13 protein-coding genes are annotated in these 14,140 nt (G+C 70.9%); 6 read left to right on the plus strand and 7 right to left on the minus strand.

Translation table 11 applies throughout. The features are described from left to right. From ACTWPV_RS44480 to ACTWPV_RS44490, 3 genes are all read right to left on the minus strand, one after another. Positions 1-1,143, minus strand: a complete 1,143-nt coding sequence (locus tag ACTWPV_RS44480) for an ABC transporter substrate-binding protein (protein ID WP_443156414.1) — start codon at positions 1,141-1,143, stop codon at positions 1-3. A 108-nt stretch (positions 1,144-1,251) separates the two neighbouring features. Continuing rightward, the gene (locus ACTWPV_RS44485) at positions 1,252-2,967 is read right to left on the minus strand and encodes a thiamine pyrophosphate-binding protein (protein ID WP_443156415.1); all 1,716 of its coding nucleotides are present in this window, start codon (positions 2,965-2,967) and stop codon (positions 1,252-1,254) included. Next, positions 2,964-4,412, minus strand: coding sequence for an aldehyde dehydrogenase family protein (locus ACTWPV_RS44490; protein WP_443156416.1), 1,449 nt, complete (start codon positions 4,410-4,412; stop codon positions 2,964-2,966). The genes ACTWPV_RS44485 and ACTWPV_RS44490 overlap by 4 nt, the downstream gene beginning before the upstream one ends. Before the next feature lie 250 nt (positions 4,413-4,662). Between ACTWPV_RS44490 and ACTWPV_RS44495 the strand changes: the two genes are divergently transcribed. From ACTWPV_RS44495 to ACTWPV_RS44510, 4 genes are all read left to right on the plus strand, one after another. Then, on the plus strand, positions 4,663-5,394 hold the full coding sequence (locus tag ACTWPV_RS44495; RefSeq protein ID WP_443156417.1) for an IclR family transcriptional regulator: 732 nt from the start codon (positions 4,663-4,665) through the stop codon (positions 5,392-5,394). A gap of 14 nt (positions 5,395-5,408) precedes the next feature. Further along, a complete protein-coding gene (locus ACTWPV_RS44500; protein ID WP_347650129.1) occupies positions 5,409-6,566 on the plus strand; it encodes a CaiB/BaiF CoA transferase family protein in 1,158 nt (385 codons plus the stop codon). After that, positions 6,563-7,354, plus strand: a complete 792-nt coding sequence (locus tag ACTWPV_RS44505; RefSeq protein WP_443156418.1) for a citryl-CoA lyase — start codon at positions 6,563-6,565, stop codon at positions 7,352-7,354. Before ACTWPV_RS44500 ends, ACTWPV_RS44505 begins: the two co-directional genes overlap by 4 nt. A 163-nt stretch (positions 7,355-7,517) precedes the next feature. Beyond that, positions 7,518-8,459, plus strand: coding sequence for a ThuA domain-containing protein (locus tag ACTWPV_RS44510; protein WP_443156419.1), 942 nt, complete (start codon positions 7,518-7,520; stop codon positions 8,457-8,459). Between the two features lie 37 nt (positions 8,460-8,496). Here ACTWPV_RS44510 and ACTWPV_RS44515 read toward each other — a convergent pair whose 3' ends face one another. Then, positions 8,497-8,988, minus strand: coding sequence for a luciferase domain-containing protein (locus ACTWPV_RS44515; protein ID WP_443156420.1), 492 nt, complete (start codon positions 8,986-8,988; stop codon positions 8,497-8,499). A 61-nt stretch (positions 8,989-9,049) separates the two neighbouring features. Beyond that, positions 9,050-9,622, minus strand: coding sequence for a TetR/AcrR family transcriptional regulator (locus ACTWPV_RS44520; protein WP_443156421.1), 573 nt, complete (start codon positions 9,620-9,622; stop codon positions 9,050-9,052). Positions 9,623-10,004: 382 nt separating this feature from the next. On the opposite strand from ACTWPV_RS44520, the gene ACTWPV_RS44525 reads away from it, so the two are divergent. Further along, positions 10,005-11,273: a pectate lyase gene (locus ACTWPV_RS44525; RefSeq protein WP_443156422.1), complete on the plus strand. Its 1,269-nt coding sequence runs from the start codon at positions 10,005-10,007 to the stop codon at positions 11,271-11,273. Here the strand turns inward: ACTWPV_RS44525 and ACTWPV_RS44530 are convergent. Together ACTWPV_RS44530 and ACTWPV_RS44535 are read right to left on the minus strand one after the other, a co-directional pair. Beyond that, positions 11,260-11,832: a cobalamin B12-binding domain-containing protein gene (locus ACTWPV_RS44530; RefSeq protein ID WP_443156423.1), complete on the minus strand. Its 573-nt coding sequence runs from the start codon at positions 11,830-11,832 to the stop codon at positions 11,260-11,262. The genes ACTWPV_RS44525 and ACTWPV_RS44530 overlap by 14 nt on opposite strands. Further along, positions 11,829-13,139 (minus strand): PP2C family protein-serine/threonine phosphatase, encoded by a 1,311-nt coding sequence (locus ACTWPV_RS44535; RefSeq protein WP_443156424.1) that lies wholly within the window; start codon positions 13,137-13,139, stop codon positions 11,829-11,831. Before ACTWPV_RS44535 ends, ACTWPV_RS44530 begins: the two co-directional genes overlap by 4 nt. Positions 13,140-13,430: 291 nt before the next feature. Here ACTWPV_RS44535 and ACTWPV_RS44540 point away from each other — a divergent pair, with 291 nt between their 5' ends. Next, positions 13,431-14,096 (plus strand): IclR family transcriptional regulator, encoded by a 666-nt coding sequence (locus tag ACTWPV_RS44540; protein ID WP_347650119.1) that lies wholly within the window; start codon positions 13,431-13,433, stop codon positions 14,094-14,096. Positions 14,097-14,140 lie beyond the last annotated feature (44 nt).

The raw sequence follows: 14,140 nt of genomic DNA on the forward strand, positions 1-14,140 counted from the left end.
TCAGCTCGCGGCCTCGGGCACGACCTTGCCGTCCTTGACCAGGCCGATCTTGGTCTCGTGGATGCCGACGCCGTTGGCGTCGTAGTTGTAGGTGCCGAGCAGCCCGGCGCGCTTGGCGCCGCGGATGGCGTCGGCCAGTTTCTGACCGCCCTCGCCGCCTGTCTGCTTGAGGGCCTCGACGAGGATGGACGCGCCGTCGTAGGCCTTGGCCACGTGCATGCGGGCGTCCTCATGGTAGACGGACTTGTACTTGGCGGCGAACTCCTCGATCTGCGGGCTGGCCTCGTTGCTCAGGTAGGGGGAGCTGACGATGGTGCCTTCGGCGTTCTCCGAGCCGGCCGTGGTCGTGTACACGTCGGTGCCCACGGGGGCGCCGCCGGCGAAGACCGCCTTGATGCCGAGCTCGCGGGCCTGTTTGGCGATCAGCCCTGACTGGACCTCCTCGGCGCCGATGAACAGCACCTCCGGGTCCTGCTCGCGGATCTTGGCGAGGTTGGAGTTGAAGTCCTTCTGGTCGGGGGTGACGACCTCGTCGGCCAGCGGGGTGACGTTCCTGCTCTTGAGCGAGGCCAGGAACGCGTCATGCTCGCCGGCCCCGTACGCGCCGTTGTTGCTGATCAGCGCGATCTTCTTCATGCCCTTGTCGTCCACCAGGTGCTTGGCCAGCGTCTCGTCGAAGGTGACGCTGGTCGGCGCGTTGAGGAACAGGAACGGGCTGCCCAGCTCGGCCAGCTTGGGGGACTGGCCCGAGGTGATGTTGGGGATCTTGGCGTCCTTCAGGATGGGCGCCATGGCCAGGGTCACCGCGCTCTCGGCGGTGCCGAGCATGGCGATGTAGCCTTCGGCGGCGATCTTTCTGGCCACGTTCGTGCCCACGGTCGGGTCGCCCTGGCTGTCGAACAGGTCGAGCTGAATCTGCCGTCCGTTGACGCCCCCTGCCTTGTTGGCCTCGTCGATGGCGAGTTTGACGCCCTTGTGCTCCCACTGGCCGAGCGAGCTGAGCTGGCCGCTCTGCGCGTTGACGTTGGCGATCTTGATCGGGCCGGTGGCCGTGGCTGCGGTGTCGGCTTGCTGGCCGGGCGGGGCACAGGCGGCGACGGTGATCAGGGCCGCTACTGCGATGGAGAATCTCGTGAAACGCACGGTTCACCTCGTCGGGGGGTAGGTGAGTCTCAATTCACGGACTAGTACGTTCGTTATAAGTGACAGGAACGGTTGAGGGAATCTCGAACTTACAACGGTTTCAGCCCTTCAGTCGGTGAAGAGACCCTGGTATATGTCCGTGATGTTCCAGTGGCCGGGCGTCGGAACCGGCTCGTTCACCATCGGCACATCGATCACGGCGGGTCGTCGGTTCGTGATGGCCTCGTGTAGCGCTGTGCCGAGATCGTCGGGCGTGGCCACCGTATGCCCGTCGGCCCCGCAGGCTCGGGCGAGTGCGGCGAAACCGGGGCTGTAGGGCCGTCCGGCGGGATCGACGAAGTCGCAGCCGTGGCTGCGGCCGAAGTGCGCCGACTGCAGGTCGGAGATCGTGCCGTGGGAGCGGTTGTTCATCACTACGAAGATCACCGGAGTGCCCTGCTCGACCGCCAGCGGCAGCGAGGGGAGCTGTGCGCTCATGCCGCCGTCGCCGACCAGCGCCACCACGACGGCCTCAGGCCGGGCCAGCTGCACGCCCACGGCGGCGGCCGGGCCGAAGCCCATGGTGGAGGCGCCGCCCGGGGTGATGAAGCGGCCCTCGGCGGGCAGCTCGTAGCACCGCGCCACGCCGTTCTTGTTCCAGCCCACGTCGGTGACCAGGAACGCGTCCGGCGGCAACGCGTCCCGCAGGTCCTTCAGGATGCGCTCGGGCCGCAGCGGGAAGTCCGCGCTCCCGCCGCGTTCCCGGCTGGCCGAGAACAGCTCCGATCGAGCCTGCTGGATCTGCTCGCGAAGCTCGGGCCTCGAACGTGCGGCGTGAGGCATGGCGGCATCGGCGATCGCCTCGACCGCGAGCCGGACGTCGGCGACCGCGCCGATGGCGGCGGGGTAGTTGCGGCCGATCTCGGCCGGGTCGATGTCGATCTGGATGAGCGTGCTGCCGGAGAAGTCCCATGTGAAGCGGGGATCCCAAGAGCTGGCGTCGGTCTCGGCGAAGCGGGTGGCGAGCGCCAGCACCACGTCCGCCTCGCGGGCGTAGGCGTTGGTGAGCTCCAGTCCCCAGAAGCCGGGCATACCGAGGAGCAGCGGGTGCGCGTCGGGCACGGTCCCCTTGGCCATGAGCGAGTGGACGATGGGAAGGTCCAAGTGCTCGGCCAGCCGGATCAGGGCCTCGGGCCTGTCGCGCAGCCCGCCGCCCACGTAGATCAGCGGCCGCTCCGCCGCGGCCAAGCGCGCGGCGATCAGCTCGGCCGTGTCCTGCGGCAGCCCGGGCGGCGCCGCGCGGCTGATCGGCGGATACGGTGCGGCGGGACGGGACAAGACGTCCATCGGCACGTTCACCAGCACGGCGCCCGGACGTCCCGCCGTGGCCGTCCAGAAGGCGCGCTCGACGAAGCGGCCGAGGTCCTGGGCCCGGTGCACGTTCCAGGCCCGCTTGACGAACGGCCGGAACACGCTCGCCTGGTCGGCGTCGGCGTGCAGGTTGATCTCCTGGTGGGGATGCCGGCCCTGGTAGTAGGACGGGATGTCGCCGGAGATCACCACCATCGGCACCGAGTCCAGCGCGGCCGTCATGACGCCGGTGGCCGCGTTGGTCAGGCCGGGCCCGACGTGGACCAGCAGGACTCCCGGCTTGCCGGAGGCCCGGGCGTAGCCGTCGGCGGCGTGCGCGGCGGCCTGCTCGTGGCGGCCGATGACGAAGCGGATGCGGCTGTCGGCCAGCGCGTCCAGAACGGCGATGTTCGTGTGGCCGCACGTGCCGAAGACGTACTCGACGCCGAGCTCCTCGAGTTGGGCGACGAGGGCGTGAGCGGCTGTGGTGGTCAACGGTCTCCCCAGATGGTCAGGCCTTTGAGCATGAGCGTCTTGGTCACGGTGAAGTCTTCGATCATCCAGCGCGGCGACTCGCGGCCGATGCCGGAGTCCTTCACCCCGCCGAACGGGACGTGGTCGAGCCGGAAGTTGGAGGAGCCGTTGACGACCAGGCCGCCGACCTCCAGCTCGCGCCAGGCGGTGATGACGCGGCGGACGTCGTGGGTGAACAGCCCGGCCTGCAACCCGTACGCGCTGCGGTTGCACGCCTCGATCACAGCGTCGAAGTCGTTGTAGGGCAGCACGGCGACCAGGGCGCCGAACACCTCCTCGCGAACCACCCGGGCCTCGGCGGGCGGTGCGACGACGACGGTCGGCGCCATCACGGCGCCGTCGCGCGTGCCGCCGGCCGTCACCCTGGCGCCCTGACCGGCGGCCTCAGCGGTCCAGCGGACCACCCGCTCGGCCGCGTCGTCGTCCACCATGGAGCCGACGTCGGTCGCCGGATCCAGGGGATCGCCCACGACCAGGCCTTTGACCCGCGCGGTCAGCTCCTGGGCGAACTCCTCGAAGCGGCTGTGGTGCACGTACACGCGCTGGACGGAGATGCAGCTCTGCCCGGAGTTGCTGTAGCCGGTCCGCGCGCAGGCGGACGCCGCCTCCGCGATGTCGGCGTCCTCGCAGACGATGGTGGCGGCGTTGCCGCCGAGTTCCAGCATCACCCGTTTCGGCCCGGCGGCGTGGGCGACGGCGTGGCCGGCCGTGACGCTGCCCGTGAAGCTCACGACGGCGATCTCCGGTGCGGCGCACAGCCGCGCGCCCAGCTCGCCGCCCCCGTGCAGGACCTGCACCGCCTCCACCGGCATGCCGGCCTCCAGCATCAGCTCGACCAGGGCGGTCGAAACCGCGGGGGCCTGCGGCGGCGGCTTGACGATCGTGGTGTTGCCGGCCGCGAAGGAGGCTGCGAGCTTGTGCGCGAGCAGGTTTGCGGGCGCGTTGAACGGCGTGATTGCCAGCACCGGGCCCGCGGGCGCCCGCTGGGTGATCGCGGTGTTGCCCACCCCGCGGCCCCAGCCCGCCACGGGCAGCACCTCGCCGCCGATCATCCTCGCCTCAGCCGCGGCGACGGACAGGGTGTCCGCGACACGCACGATTTCACCACGCCCGTCCTTGAGGGGTTTGCCCAGCTCCAACGCCAGCAGCCCTGCCAGGCGGTCCCCCTGTGCCGTGACCGCGGCCGCGGCGCGTTCCAGGACGCCGGCCCGGGTGGCGGGCGCCAGCCGCGCGACACGTCCGGCCGCCTGCCGCGCGTAGGCCAGGGCCGCGTCGACGTCGCCGGGTGGGGTGGTTCGTGCCCGGCTCACGACCTCCCGCAGGTAGGGGCCGACGCGGTCGGCGTGCTCTCCGCTGGTCAACCACTCCCCGGCGACTAAGCACCTGGCTTCGTTGATGGTGTTCATGGTCGACGACTCCCATCGATCCGCGCAGTGGTTCTCAAACTCCGCAGTGTGGATTGCCTCACGGTATGAGCATGCCGAAGGTTCTGGCAAGGGGGTCGGGTAATCCGCTTGATGGTTCTTATGGACCGCTAAGCGGACTGGGTGTTAGCGTACGGACCACATGAGAAGGTGAGCGGCAGATTCGCCTTCAACTCACAAGTGAGGATCCGTGCCTTCATCCATTCCTGCGGAGCCCGGGGAGAGCGGGGGCGTGCGCAGCGTCCAGCGCGCGTTCGACATCCTCTCCCTGCTCACCGAGGATCGCCGGACGCTGACGATCCGCGAGGTCGTCGACGAGACCGGACTGGCCAAGACCACGGCTCTGCGGCTGTTGCAGACGCTTGAGCACATGGGCCTGCTGTGGGCCACGCCCAAGGGCTACACGGCCGGGCCGGCGCTGTGGCGCTGGGCCCACCTGGCCCGATCGGCGTGGGAACTGCCGCCTGAGACCGTCCAGCTCATGCGTGAGCTGGGCATCCGGCATCGCGAGACCGTCAACCTCTACGTGCTGCGCGACACGCACCGCATCTGCATCGCCCAGCAGGAGAGCCCGCAGCCGCTGCGCCACGTGGTGCGGGTCGGCGACGAGCTGCCCCTGTGGGCGGGGGCCTCCTCCAAGATCCTGCTGAAGGACGCCTCGGAGCGGCTGCTCCAGCGGGTGGCCCGCTCCTCTCCCGACGGCGCGGCACACCTGACCACGTTGCGGAGCTGGATCGACGAGGCGGCACACGCGGGGTACGCGGTGAGCCACGGCGAGCGCGAGCCCGGCCTGTCGGCGGTCGCGGTCCCGGTCACGGGCGGTTCGCGAGCGACCGTGGCGGCGCTGACGCTCAGCGGCCCCACCGTCCGCTTCACCGAAGAGCGTGTCGGGGAATTCGCCGCAGGTCTGCGCGAGGCCGCGAAGCGCATGTCGGAGCGCGGGTTCGACCATCCACTGACCTGACCTATGGAGCGTGAATGCAGCAGTTGCCACTGGACGGCGTCAAGGTCGTGGACCTGACCAACGTACTGGCCGGGCCGTACTGCAGTTACCAGCTGATGCTGTTCGGCGCGGAAGTGGTCAAGGTGGAGCTGCCCGGCGCAGGGGACCTCGCCCGGCGGCTCGGACCCGACCCGGAGCTCAATCGGGAGCAGATGGGGGCCTCCTTTCTCGCCCAGAACGCCGGCAAGAGGTCGGTCGAGCTCGACCTCAAGAGCCCGGCAGGGCGGGCCGCCTTCGAGTCGCTGGTGGCCGGGGCCGACGTCCTGCTGGAGAACTTCCGCGCCGACGTGCTGGCGAGGCTCGGCTACGGCTGGGACCGCCTGCGCGAACTCAACCATGGCCTGGTCTACTGCGCGATCTCCGGCTTCGGCCAGAGCGGACCGATGAGCGGAGCGCCCGCCTACGACCAGATCATCCAGGGGCTGTCCGGCATGATGAGCGTCACCGGCACGCCCGACACCGCGCCACTGCGGGTGGGTTTCCCCATCTGCGACACCATCGGCGGGCTGATGGCCGCGCTGGCGGTGTCCGCCGCGCTGGCCGGGCGCCACCGCACAGGGCAGGGCTGCTTCCTGGACCTGTCGATGCTGGAGGCGTCGATCTCGGCTATGGGCTGGACGGTGTCGAACTACCTCATCAGCGGCGTGGAGCCGGAGCCGATGGGCGATCAGAACGCCACCGCCGCCCCCTCGGGCACGTTCGAGACCGCCGACGGGCCGCTCAACATCGCCGCCAACCAGCAGCCTCAGTTCGAGACGCTGTGCCGGCTCGTCGGGCGGCCCGACCTGCCCGCCGATCCGCGCTTCGCCGAGCGGGAAGCGCGCAAGACCCACCGGCGGGAGCTCAACCGGGAGCTCAACCAGGCGCTACGGGCCAAGACCGCACTGGAATGGGAGGAGATCCTTTCCCGCGAGGGCGTGCCCGCCGCCCGAATCCTCACCGTCCCCCAAGCGCTCACACTCGACCAGGTGCGTCACCGGGGCTTTCTGACAGAGGTGCCGTTCGCCGGAGCGGACGAGCGGCGGGTCACGGTGACGGGGAACGGTGTCGTCGTCGACGGCGTCGCCCTGCGCCCGCGCGGGCCGGCCCCGCTGCTGGGCGAGCACAACGACGAGTTCGGGGCCGGGTCATGAGTGAGCCGGCCAGGACCGGGGACGCCGCCCCCGCGGCAGGCCGCGCCCCCGAGACCGCGGTGGCCGACTGGTGGGCGACAGCGGTGTCGCGGATCGAGCCCGACGTCATCGAGCTGCGCGGGCGGCCGGTCCAGGATCTCATCGGGCGGATCGGCTTCGTCGAGATGATCTGGCTCATGCTCCGCGGCGAGCGCCCCGACCCGCGCAGGGCGGCGCTGCTGGAGGCGGCCCTGGTCTCCTCGGTCGACCACGGGCCGCACGCGCCGTCCATCGCCGTCGCCCGGATGGCCGTGACATGCGGGGTGGGGCTCAACAATGCCGTTGCCACAGGCGTCAACCTGCTCGGCGACGTGCACGGCGGCGCGGGCGAGCAGTGCGTGGCCTTGCTAGAGGAGGTGGTCGCCGACGGCGACGTGGCCGCCGTGGTCGCCCGCCGGCGCTCGCGGGACAAATACCTGCCAGGGTTCGGCCATCGTTTCCACACGCGCGATCCACGCCGGGATCCGCTCCTGGACCTGGTGTCCGAGGCCGTCACGGCTGGAGTGGTGCCGGGCGCACACCTGCGAGCCGCGATCGAGGTCGAGCGGCTGATCGCACCGGTGCCGATGAACATCGACGGCGCGACCGCCGTGGTCTACGCCGAACTGGGCTTCCCCGCGCCGCTGGCGCGCGGGCTCTTCGTGCTCAGCAGATCTGTCGGCATCCTGGCGCACGCCTGGGAGGAAGCCGGGCAGGGACGGCGCAACAAGGGGCCGATGCCGCCGTCCGTGCTGCCTACCTGGCTCTGAGCGTGGGAGGGGGAGACCCGCTGCGGCGGATCTCCCTTCCCGCGGTCCCGGCGCGCCTTGCCGGGTGTGCGCAAGAGCTTGTTCCCGCGAAGATCCGTGGTTACGCTCAAGCTCCCCCAGCGGACCTATCGATCCGCCTGGTGGATCGAAATGTGAGGTGTCCATGCGCAGCCGACTCTCCATCGCCACCGCCGCCGCAGCGGCGGCCGTCCTGCTCACCGCCACCGCCCCCAGCTCCGCCGCCTCTCCCGAAGGGGCGCGCAACCTCGGTGATCCCGACTACGGGGTCTGCCGGGGCACCGACCCCCGCTGCTATCACGACTGGGGCAACTTCGACCCCGCCGAGGGTTACAGGCTGCTCGTCTACAGCCGCACCGCCGGCCCGCGTCACGCCCACCTCGGCACCCCGCTCGCCCCTGGCATGAACCCGCCGCTCAACGACGACAACGTCGCCGTCAAGGCGATGGTCGAGCTGGGCCGGGAGAACGGCTTCACCGTCGACTACACCGAGGACGTCGCCCAGCTCGCCTCGGCCGGGCGGCTCCTGAACTACAACGCGGTGATGTTCCTCAGCACCACCCGCGACGCCCTCGACGACGCCGCCCAGACCGCGCTGCGCCAGTACGTCCGCGCGGGCGGCGGCTTCATCGGCGTGCACAACGCCTTCGGCACCGAGTACAACTGGCCCTGGTACGAGGGCCTGCTCGGCAACGCCAACTTCTACGACCACAGCGCCAACCAGCCTGGCACCGTGGTCACCGTGAACCGCCGCGACGCCTCCACCCAGGGGCTTCCCCGCACCTGGGCCTTCTCCGACGAGTGGTACAACCTCGTCCCCGCGCCCACTCACGTCCGGGTGCTGGCCGAAGTGGACGAGAACACGCTGGCCCGCGGGGTACGCGGCAACCTCGGGCACCCCGGCCACGGCAGGCGTCACCCCGTGAGCTGGTGTCAGTACTACGACGGCGGCAAGGCCTGGCTGACCACCCTCGGGCATGACGTCAAGGCGTGGACCGATGAGCCCATGGAGGGCGACCGGTATTTCGTCCAGCACCTGCTGGGAGGTGTCAAGTCCGTCCTCGGCATGGCTCCGTTCTGCCGCTGAGATCGGCGATCGGAACGCACATCCCCTTCGCCTCCGGTCAGAGGATGTGGCCGGAGGCGAAGGCGTGGCTGCGGCGCACCAGCTCCCACACCGTCTCCAGCTCGTCGTCGTCGCGCGGGCCGTACACCATGATCAGAGTGGGCGGGCAGCGGCCCTCCAGCACCAGCGGGTGGAACTCGCCCCACCCTCGTGCCACGGCCTCGGCGGCGTCCCGCTCGGGCAGCAGCAGGTGCAGGCTCCCGTCGGACGCGCCGTGCAGGTGGGCGAACTCGGTGCTGCCGCGGACGAACGCCGGGCCGGGCCCGAGCGCGTGCTCCGGGTCCAGGTGCAGCGCGCGGGTCTCCGGCAGGGAGACGACGCTGGCGCCGGTGCGTACGTGGCCGAGCCCGGCCATCCGCCGCCACAACTCTTCCTGCAGCTGCACCGGCGCGATCTGGTCGAGTTGCTGGTGCGGGATCTCGGGAAAGGTGGCGGGACGGTCGCCGCACCGCTCCCGCAACGTGGATATCGCTGCTTCTTGGCTGCTCACACTGAGTAATCATACATGTGCGATATGTAGCGACATAGGGGTGTGCGCCTCCGACTGACCGTCACGCCGTGATGTCTGATCCTGTCAGGTAGTGCTGCACCACCGGGCCGATCTCCCGCACCAAGGTCTCGGTGTCGGCCTCGGCCATCGGCGGGAGCCGCAGGACGTAGCGGGTGAGTGCCAGGCCCAGCAGTTGCGTGCTGATCAACCCCGCCCGGAGCGCCGCCCCCTCGGCCCCGGTCAGCCGGGCCACCTGCGAGGCGATCTGGCCGGCGAACACCTCCCGCATGCGCTCGGCGGCCATGGGGTTGGTGCTCGCGGAACGGAGTAGCAGGATCAGCACGTCGTCGGACAGGTCGCCCTCCCAGCGTGCCAGGAAGTGGCGCACGAGCAGCTCGCCGAGCCGGTCGAGCGGCGGGTCCTCGACCCGGTCGAGCCGCAGGTCGACGTCCGCGGCGGCGCTGAACAGCCCGGCCTTGCTCCCGTAGTAGCGCATGACCATCGACGGGTCGACGCCCACCTGCGCGGCGACGGCCCTGATCGTCATGCCCTCGAAGCCCCGCTCGATGAGGAGTTTCCTGGCGGCCGAGAGGATGGAGGTCCGTGTGGCGGCCGATCGCTCGGTGAAAGCCATGACAACGATTGTAGGCCAACACTCGTACGCACTTTCCTGGGCACGGGTGGCGCCGCCATCTCCGACGAAGCTCCTCGCGGATGATCGCCGATCACCAGGAGGCCGTATGACGATTCCCGCGCCCGGCGCCACGGGCACGGCCGGCCGCCCCGTTCGACCTCGCCCCGCCGGATGGCCGGGGCTCGGGATGAAACTTTCACCGCGGGAACCCGCAGGTCGGCGGGCGTGCCTCCGAGGGCCGGTTGACGGTGGCCCCGGCGCGTGCGATCAAAGCTCGAACAGCGACGACCAGCCTTCGAGTAAGGCGGATCTCCCAACGAACTCGGCTATCCCGGCAGCGTCACACCCATTGGGAAAGCGCTTACCAAAGAGGAGGACGACCTTGACACGTGACCCTCGTTCCAGGCGATGGCGCCGGCTGCCGGCGACCCTCGCCGCCATGTTGACGGCCGTGTTGACGGCCGTGCTGACGGCCACGGTGGGCGCCATCGCCGTGGCGCCGCTCCCGGCGCAGGCGGCCAGCGTCGACACCAGCGCCTGGTACGTGCTGGTCAACCGGCACAGCGGCAAGGCCCTCGACCTGTACGACTTCGCGACCAACGACGGCGCGCCCATCGTGCAGTGGGCCCGCAACGACGGCAACCAGCAGCAGTGGCAGTTCGTCAGCTCCGGCGACGGCTACTACCGGCTCAAGTCGCGCCACAGCGGCAAGGTGCTGGACGTCTACGAGTGGTCGACCGAGGGCGGCGCGCAGATCGTCCAGTGGGCCGACCTGAACGCCGCCAACCAGCAGTTCCGCCTGGCCGACTCCGACGGCGGCCACGTCCGGCTGATCAACCGCAACAGCGGCAAGGCGCTGGAGGTGTGGGAGTGGGGCACCGGTGACGGCGCCAGGATCTCCCAGTGGGACGACCTCGGCGGCGCCAACCAGCAGTGGCAGCTCGTCAAGATGGGCAGCGGCGGCGGAGGCGGCGACGGCAGCGGCGAGTGGCCCTCCGACACCGGCAGCGTGCACATCACCGAGACCCGTGACGTGGGCACGTTCTTCGACGGCGGCATGAAGCGCTACTACGGCATCGGCGACGGCGGACAGGGGGAGAGCCAGGACCCGATGTTCGTCGTGGACAACGGCGGCACCATCCAGAACGTCATCATCGACGCCCCGGCCGGCGACGGCATCCACTGCGAGGGCTCGTGCACGATCCGCAACGTGTGGTGGAACGACGTCGGTGAGGACGCCGCGACGTTCAGGTCGTCCAGCTCGTCGGCCACCTACCTGGTGGACGGCGGAGGCGCCAAGTCCGCCTCCGACAAGGTGTTCCAGCACAACGGCGCCGGCACGCTGACCATCAGGGACTTCCAGGTGCACAACGCGGGCAAGCTCTACCGCGCCTGCGGCAACTGCTCCAGCTCCTACCAGCGCCACGTGGTCATGGACGGCGTCACCGCCCGCTCGACCGACGTGCTGGCCGGCATCAACACGAACTGGGGCGACACGGCCCGCTTCAGCAGGATCACGGTGTACGGCGACGACACCACGATCTGCGAGAAGTACCGGGGCGTCCCGAAGGGCGACGAGCCGGAGAAGATCGGCGAGGGGGCGGATGGCGTGAACTGCCTCTACTCCTCCTCCGACATCACCTGGCGCTAGTCACCGCGGGGCGCAGCACGTCACGTGCCCGCGCCAGCGTGGCGAGGGCACGCGGGAAACCGGTGAGGAGGCCGGCCAGCACGTCGACGGCGGAGGCCACCACCTGCGCCGCCGCGTCCGGGTTCGTCCGGTGCAGGTGCGCGACCAGGTGGCGCGTGGCGATCTGCGCGCCCAGGTAGTCGACGTGCCAGCCGTTCACCCGCAGCACCTCGCTCAGCAACCGCGCGGGGAACGCGTGCCATTCGCCGTCGATGCACGCCACCGCGACCCGGCCCCTGCCCGGCGCCCGGCTCTGCCTCATGGCCGGGTGGTGGGCCAGGGCGTCGAGCACACGTTCGTTGACCGCGGTCGCGGTGTGCTCCTGGGCGACGGTGATGCGGTTGGCCGCCCACTCGTGGCCGACCCGGGCCTGCACGGCGGCGACGACGTCCATCAGCAGGGTCTCCACGGGGACGCCGGCGTCGATGGCGGCCGTCGCCGCGTCGATCGCGGCGTACTGGTCGCCCGCCATCGCCGCCGCCCACAACGTGTCGACGTGGTTCCCGATGCCGGCGTTCACGGGAGCCGCTCTCCTGCCGCGCCGGGTGGGACGTCGCGGCAGGCCGTGATGGCGACCACCGCCATGTCGTCGTGCTCGCCGCCGCCGACCCACTCCGATGCCAGCATCTCGACGCGTTCGGCCAGCGCCTCCGGAGGCATGCCGGCGCACTGCGCGAGCTGCTCGCACAGGCGTTCGTCGCCGAAGAACTCGTCGCCGAGCGGGCCGCCCCTGGCCTCGATGATGCCGTCGCTGTAGAGCAGGCACGTGTTGCCGGGCTCCAGCTCCACCGAGGCGGTGGCGCTGGTGATGTGCTCCAGCAGGCCGATCAGCGTGCCGACGGTCGTGACCGTCTCGACGCGGCCGTCGTTACGCAGGATCAGCGGTGGCGGATGCCCGGCGCTGGTCAGCCGCAACTCGACGCGGGTGCCGCGGCGCCTGAACGAGGCGAGGACGAGGGTGACGAAGCGGGTCGGGACGCCGTCGGCGATGAGGACGTCGTTCAGCAGCTCGAGCACGCGGTGGTGGTCGTCCGCCAGGGCCGACAGGGCCCGCAGGGTGTTGCGGATCCTGCCGGTGAGCACGGCGGCCTCCAGCCCTTTGCCGGACACGTCGCCGAGCACCACGAGCGACTCGCCCCCCGCGCCCGCGACGGGATGCACGTCGTAGAAGTCGCCGCCGATCCGCTCCCCGGCGCCCGCGGGCCGGTATCGGGCCGCCACCTCCGCACCCTCCAGCCGCGGCGGGGGAGGTGGCAGCAGCTCGGCCATCAGGGTCTCGGTGATGGCCTCCTGCTCGGCGTACAGGCGGGCGACCGAGATCGCCGCACCCGCCCACGCGGTCAGCAGCCTCGCGAACACCGCCTCGTTGTCCGAGAAGCCGGCCTCCCGCTCGCGCCGCAGCAGCACCAGCGCGCCCGCGGGCAGGCCGCGGCCGGGCAGGGAGGCCAGCGCGACCGAGCCGATGTCCCCGGACCCGTCACTGAGCACCCAGCCGGGAGCGTCGGCCGGATCGATCCAGCGGGCGGGCACCGGCGGAAAACCTTGCAGCGCCTCGTCGAGGCCCGGGACCGCGCGTGGATCGATGGCCGCGCTCTCGCGGGCCACCCGGCCTCTCGCGTCGCAGCGCACGATCACGAACCTGCGGCGGGGCATCGGCAACACGACCAGCGCGGCGTCGGCGAGCCGCCGGGCGGCCAGGCGCGCCGTCGTCTCCAGGCAGCGGTCGAGGTTCAGGGAGGACAGCAGTTCCCCGGACGCCTCGACCATGTACGTCGTCCACTGGCGCTCGGCGTGCAGCGCCTCGGCGGTCCGCCGGCACCCGGTCATCCCGGCCAGCCCGGCGGGAAACGCGTCATGAGCCCGCGAGCGTCGTACCCCACCATCCAGATCGTGCCCCGTCCCCGACCGCTGTCCAAATCGTCACTCTACGGGCAGCAGGGCACGGGACCATTCACGTCATATCCTTTCTTTCCGTATCTTTCACCTGCGCCGGTGCAGGGCGGCCCGCCGGAGGCGATCGAGCTCGTCCGCGGCAACCATCGAGGGCGTGACGCTCGTCGAGATCAAGAACTGACCGGTGTCGTGGCGCGGCTCGCGCGGCGGAGCTAAGGTCGTGCCGTGAGGGATGAGGAGCAGGCAAACCTGGTCACGGGGGTCGGGGTGATCGACCGGGCGGTCGCCATCCTCGACACCGTCGAGCGCGCCCCGATGAGCGCCACCGAGCTGGCCCGCCACCTCGGCCTGTCCGTCCCGACCGCGCAGCGGCTGGCCGCGTCCATGGTCAAGCACGGGTTGTTGCGCCGTGACCCGCAGGGGCGCTACCACGTCGGGCGGCGCTTCACCTCCTCGGGCCTGATCACGGTCTCCGGCCCCGTGCTCGACGACCTGCGCGCGCGCACGGGGGAGACGGCGGCCATCTGGGTGCGGCGCGGCGATCACCGGCTCTGCGTGGCCAGCGCGGAGTCCGAGGCCGAGCTGCGTGCCTCCCTGCCCGTCGGCTCGCGCCTGCCGCTGGCCGGGCGCGGCTCGGCGGCGCGCATCCTGGAGGCCGGCGACCCGCCGGATCCCGCGCGTCCCGAGCGGCGCTGGCTCGAGAGCGTCTCCGAGCGCATGCTGGGGCTGAGCTCGGTCAGCGCGCCCGTGCGGGTCAACGACGAGGTGGTGGCGGCTCTCTGCCTGTCCGCCCCGCTGTCGAGGGTCAGCCGGGAAGGGCCCGGCCACCAGTACGGCGACCTCGTCGTGGCCGCCGCCGAGCGCATCGAGAAGCTGATCGTGTCCGGCTGACGGCCCTGCACGAAGCCGGCCGTGTCCCGCTGAGGGGGTTCCTC

The organism is Nonomuraea sp. KM88 (genome assembly GCF_052245635.1).
In the GTDB taxonomy this organism is placed as follows: domain Bacteria; phylum Actinomycetota; class Actinomycetes; order Streptosporangiales; family Streptosporangiaceae; genus Nonomuraea.

Bases quoted from the DNA above. Each gene is read 5' to 3' on its own strand.
- ACTWPV_RS44500 (WP_347650129.1), top strand. From the start codon at position 5,409: ATGCAGCAGTTGCCACTGGACGGCGTCAAGGTCGTGGACCTGACCAAC.
- ACTWPV_RS44520 (WP_443156421.1), bottom strand. From the start codon at position 9,622: ATGGCTTTCACCGAGCGATCGGCCGCCACACGGACCTCCATCCTCTCG.
- ACTWPV_RS44505 (WP_443156418.1), top strand. From the start codon at position 6,563: ATGAGTGAGCCGGCCAGGACCGGGGACGCCGCCCCCGCGGCAGGCCGC.
- ACTWPV_RS44510 (WP_443156419.1), top strand. From the start codon at position 7,518: ATGCGCAGCCGACTCTCCATCGCCACCGCCGCCGCAGCGGCGGCCGTC.
- ACTWPV_RS44535 (WP_443156424.1), bottom strand. From the start codon at position 13,139: ATGACCGGGTGCCGGCGGACCGCCGAGGCGCTGCACGCCGAGCGCCAG.
- ACTWPV_RS44490 (WP_443156416.1), bottom strand. From the start codon at position 4,412: ATGAACACCATCAACGAAGCCAGGTGCTTAGTCGCCGGGGAGTGGTTG.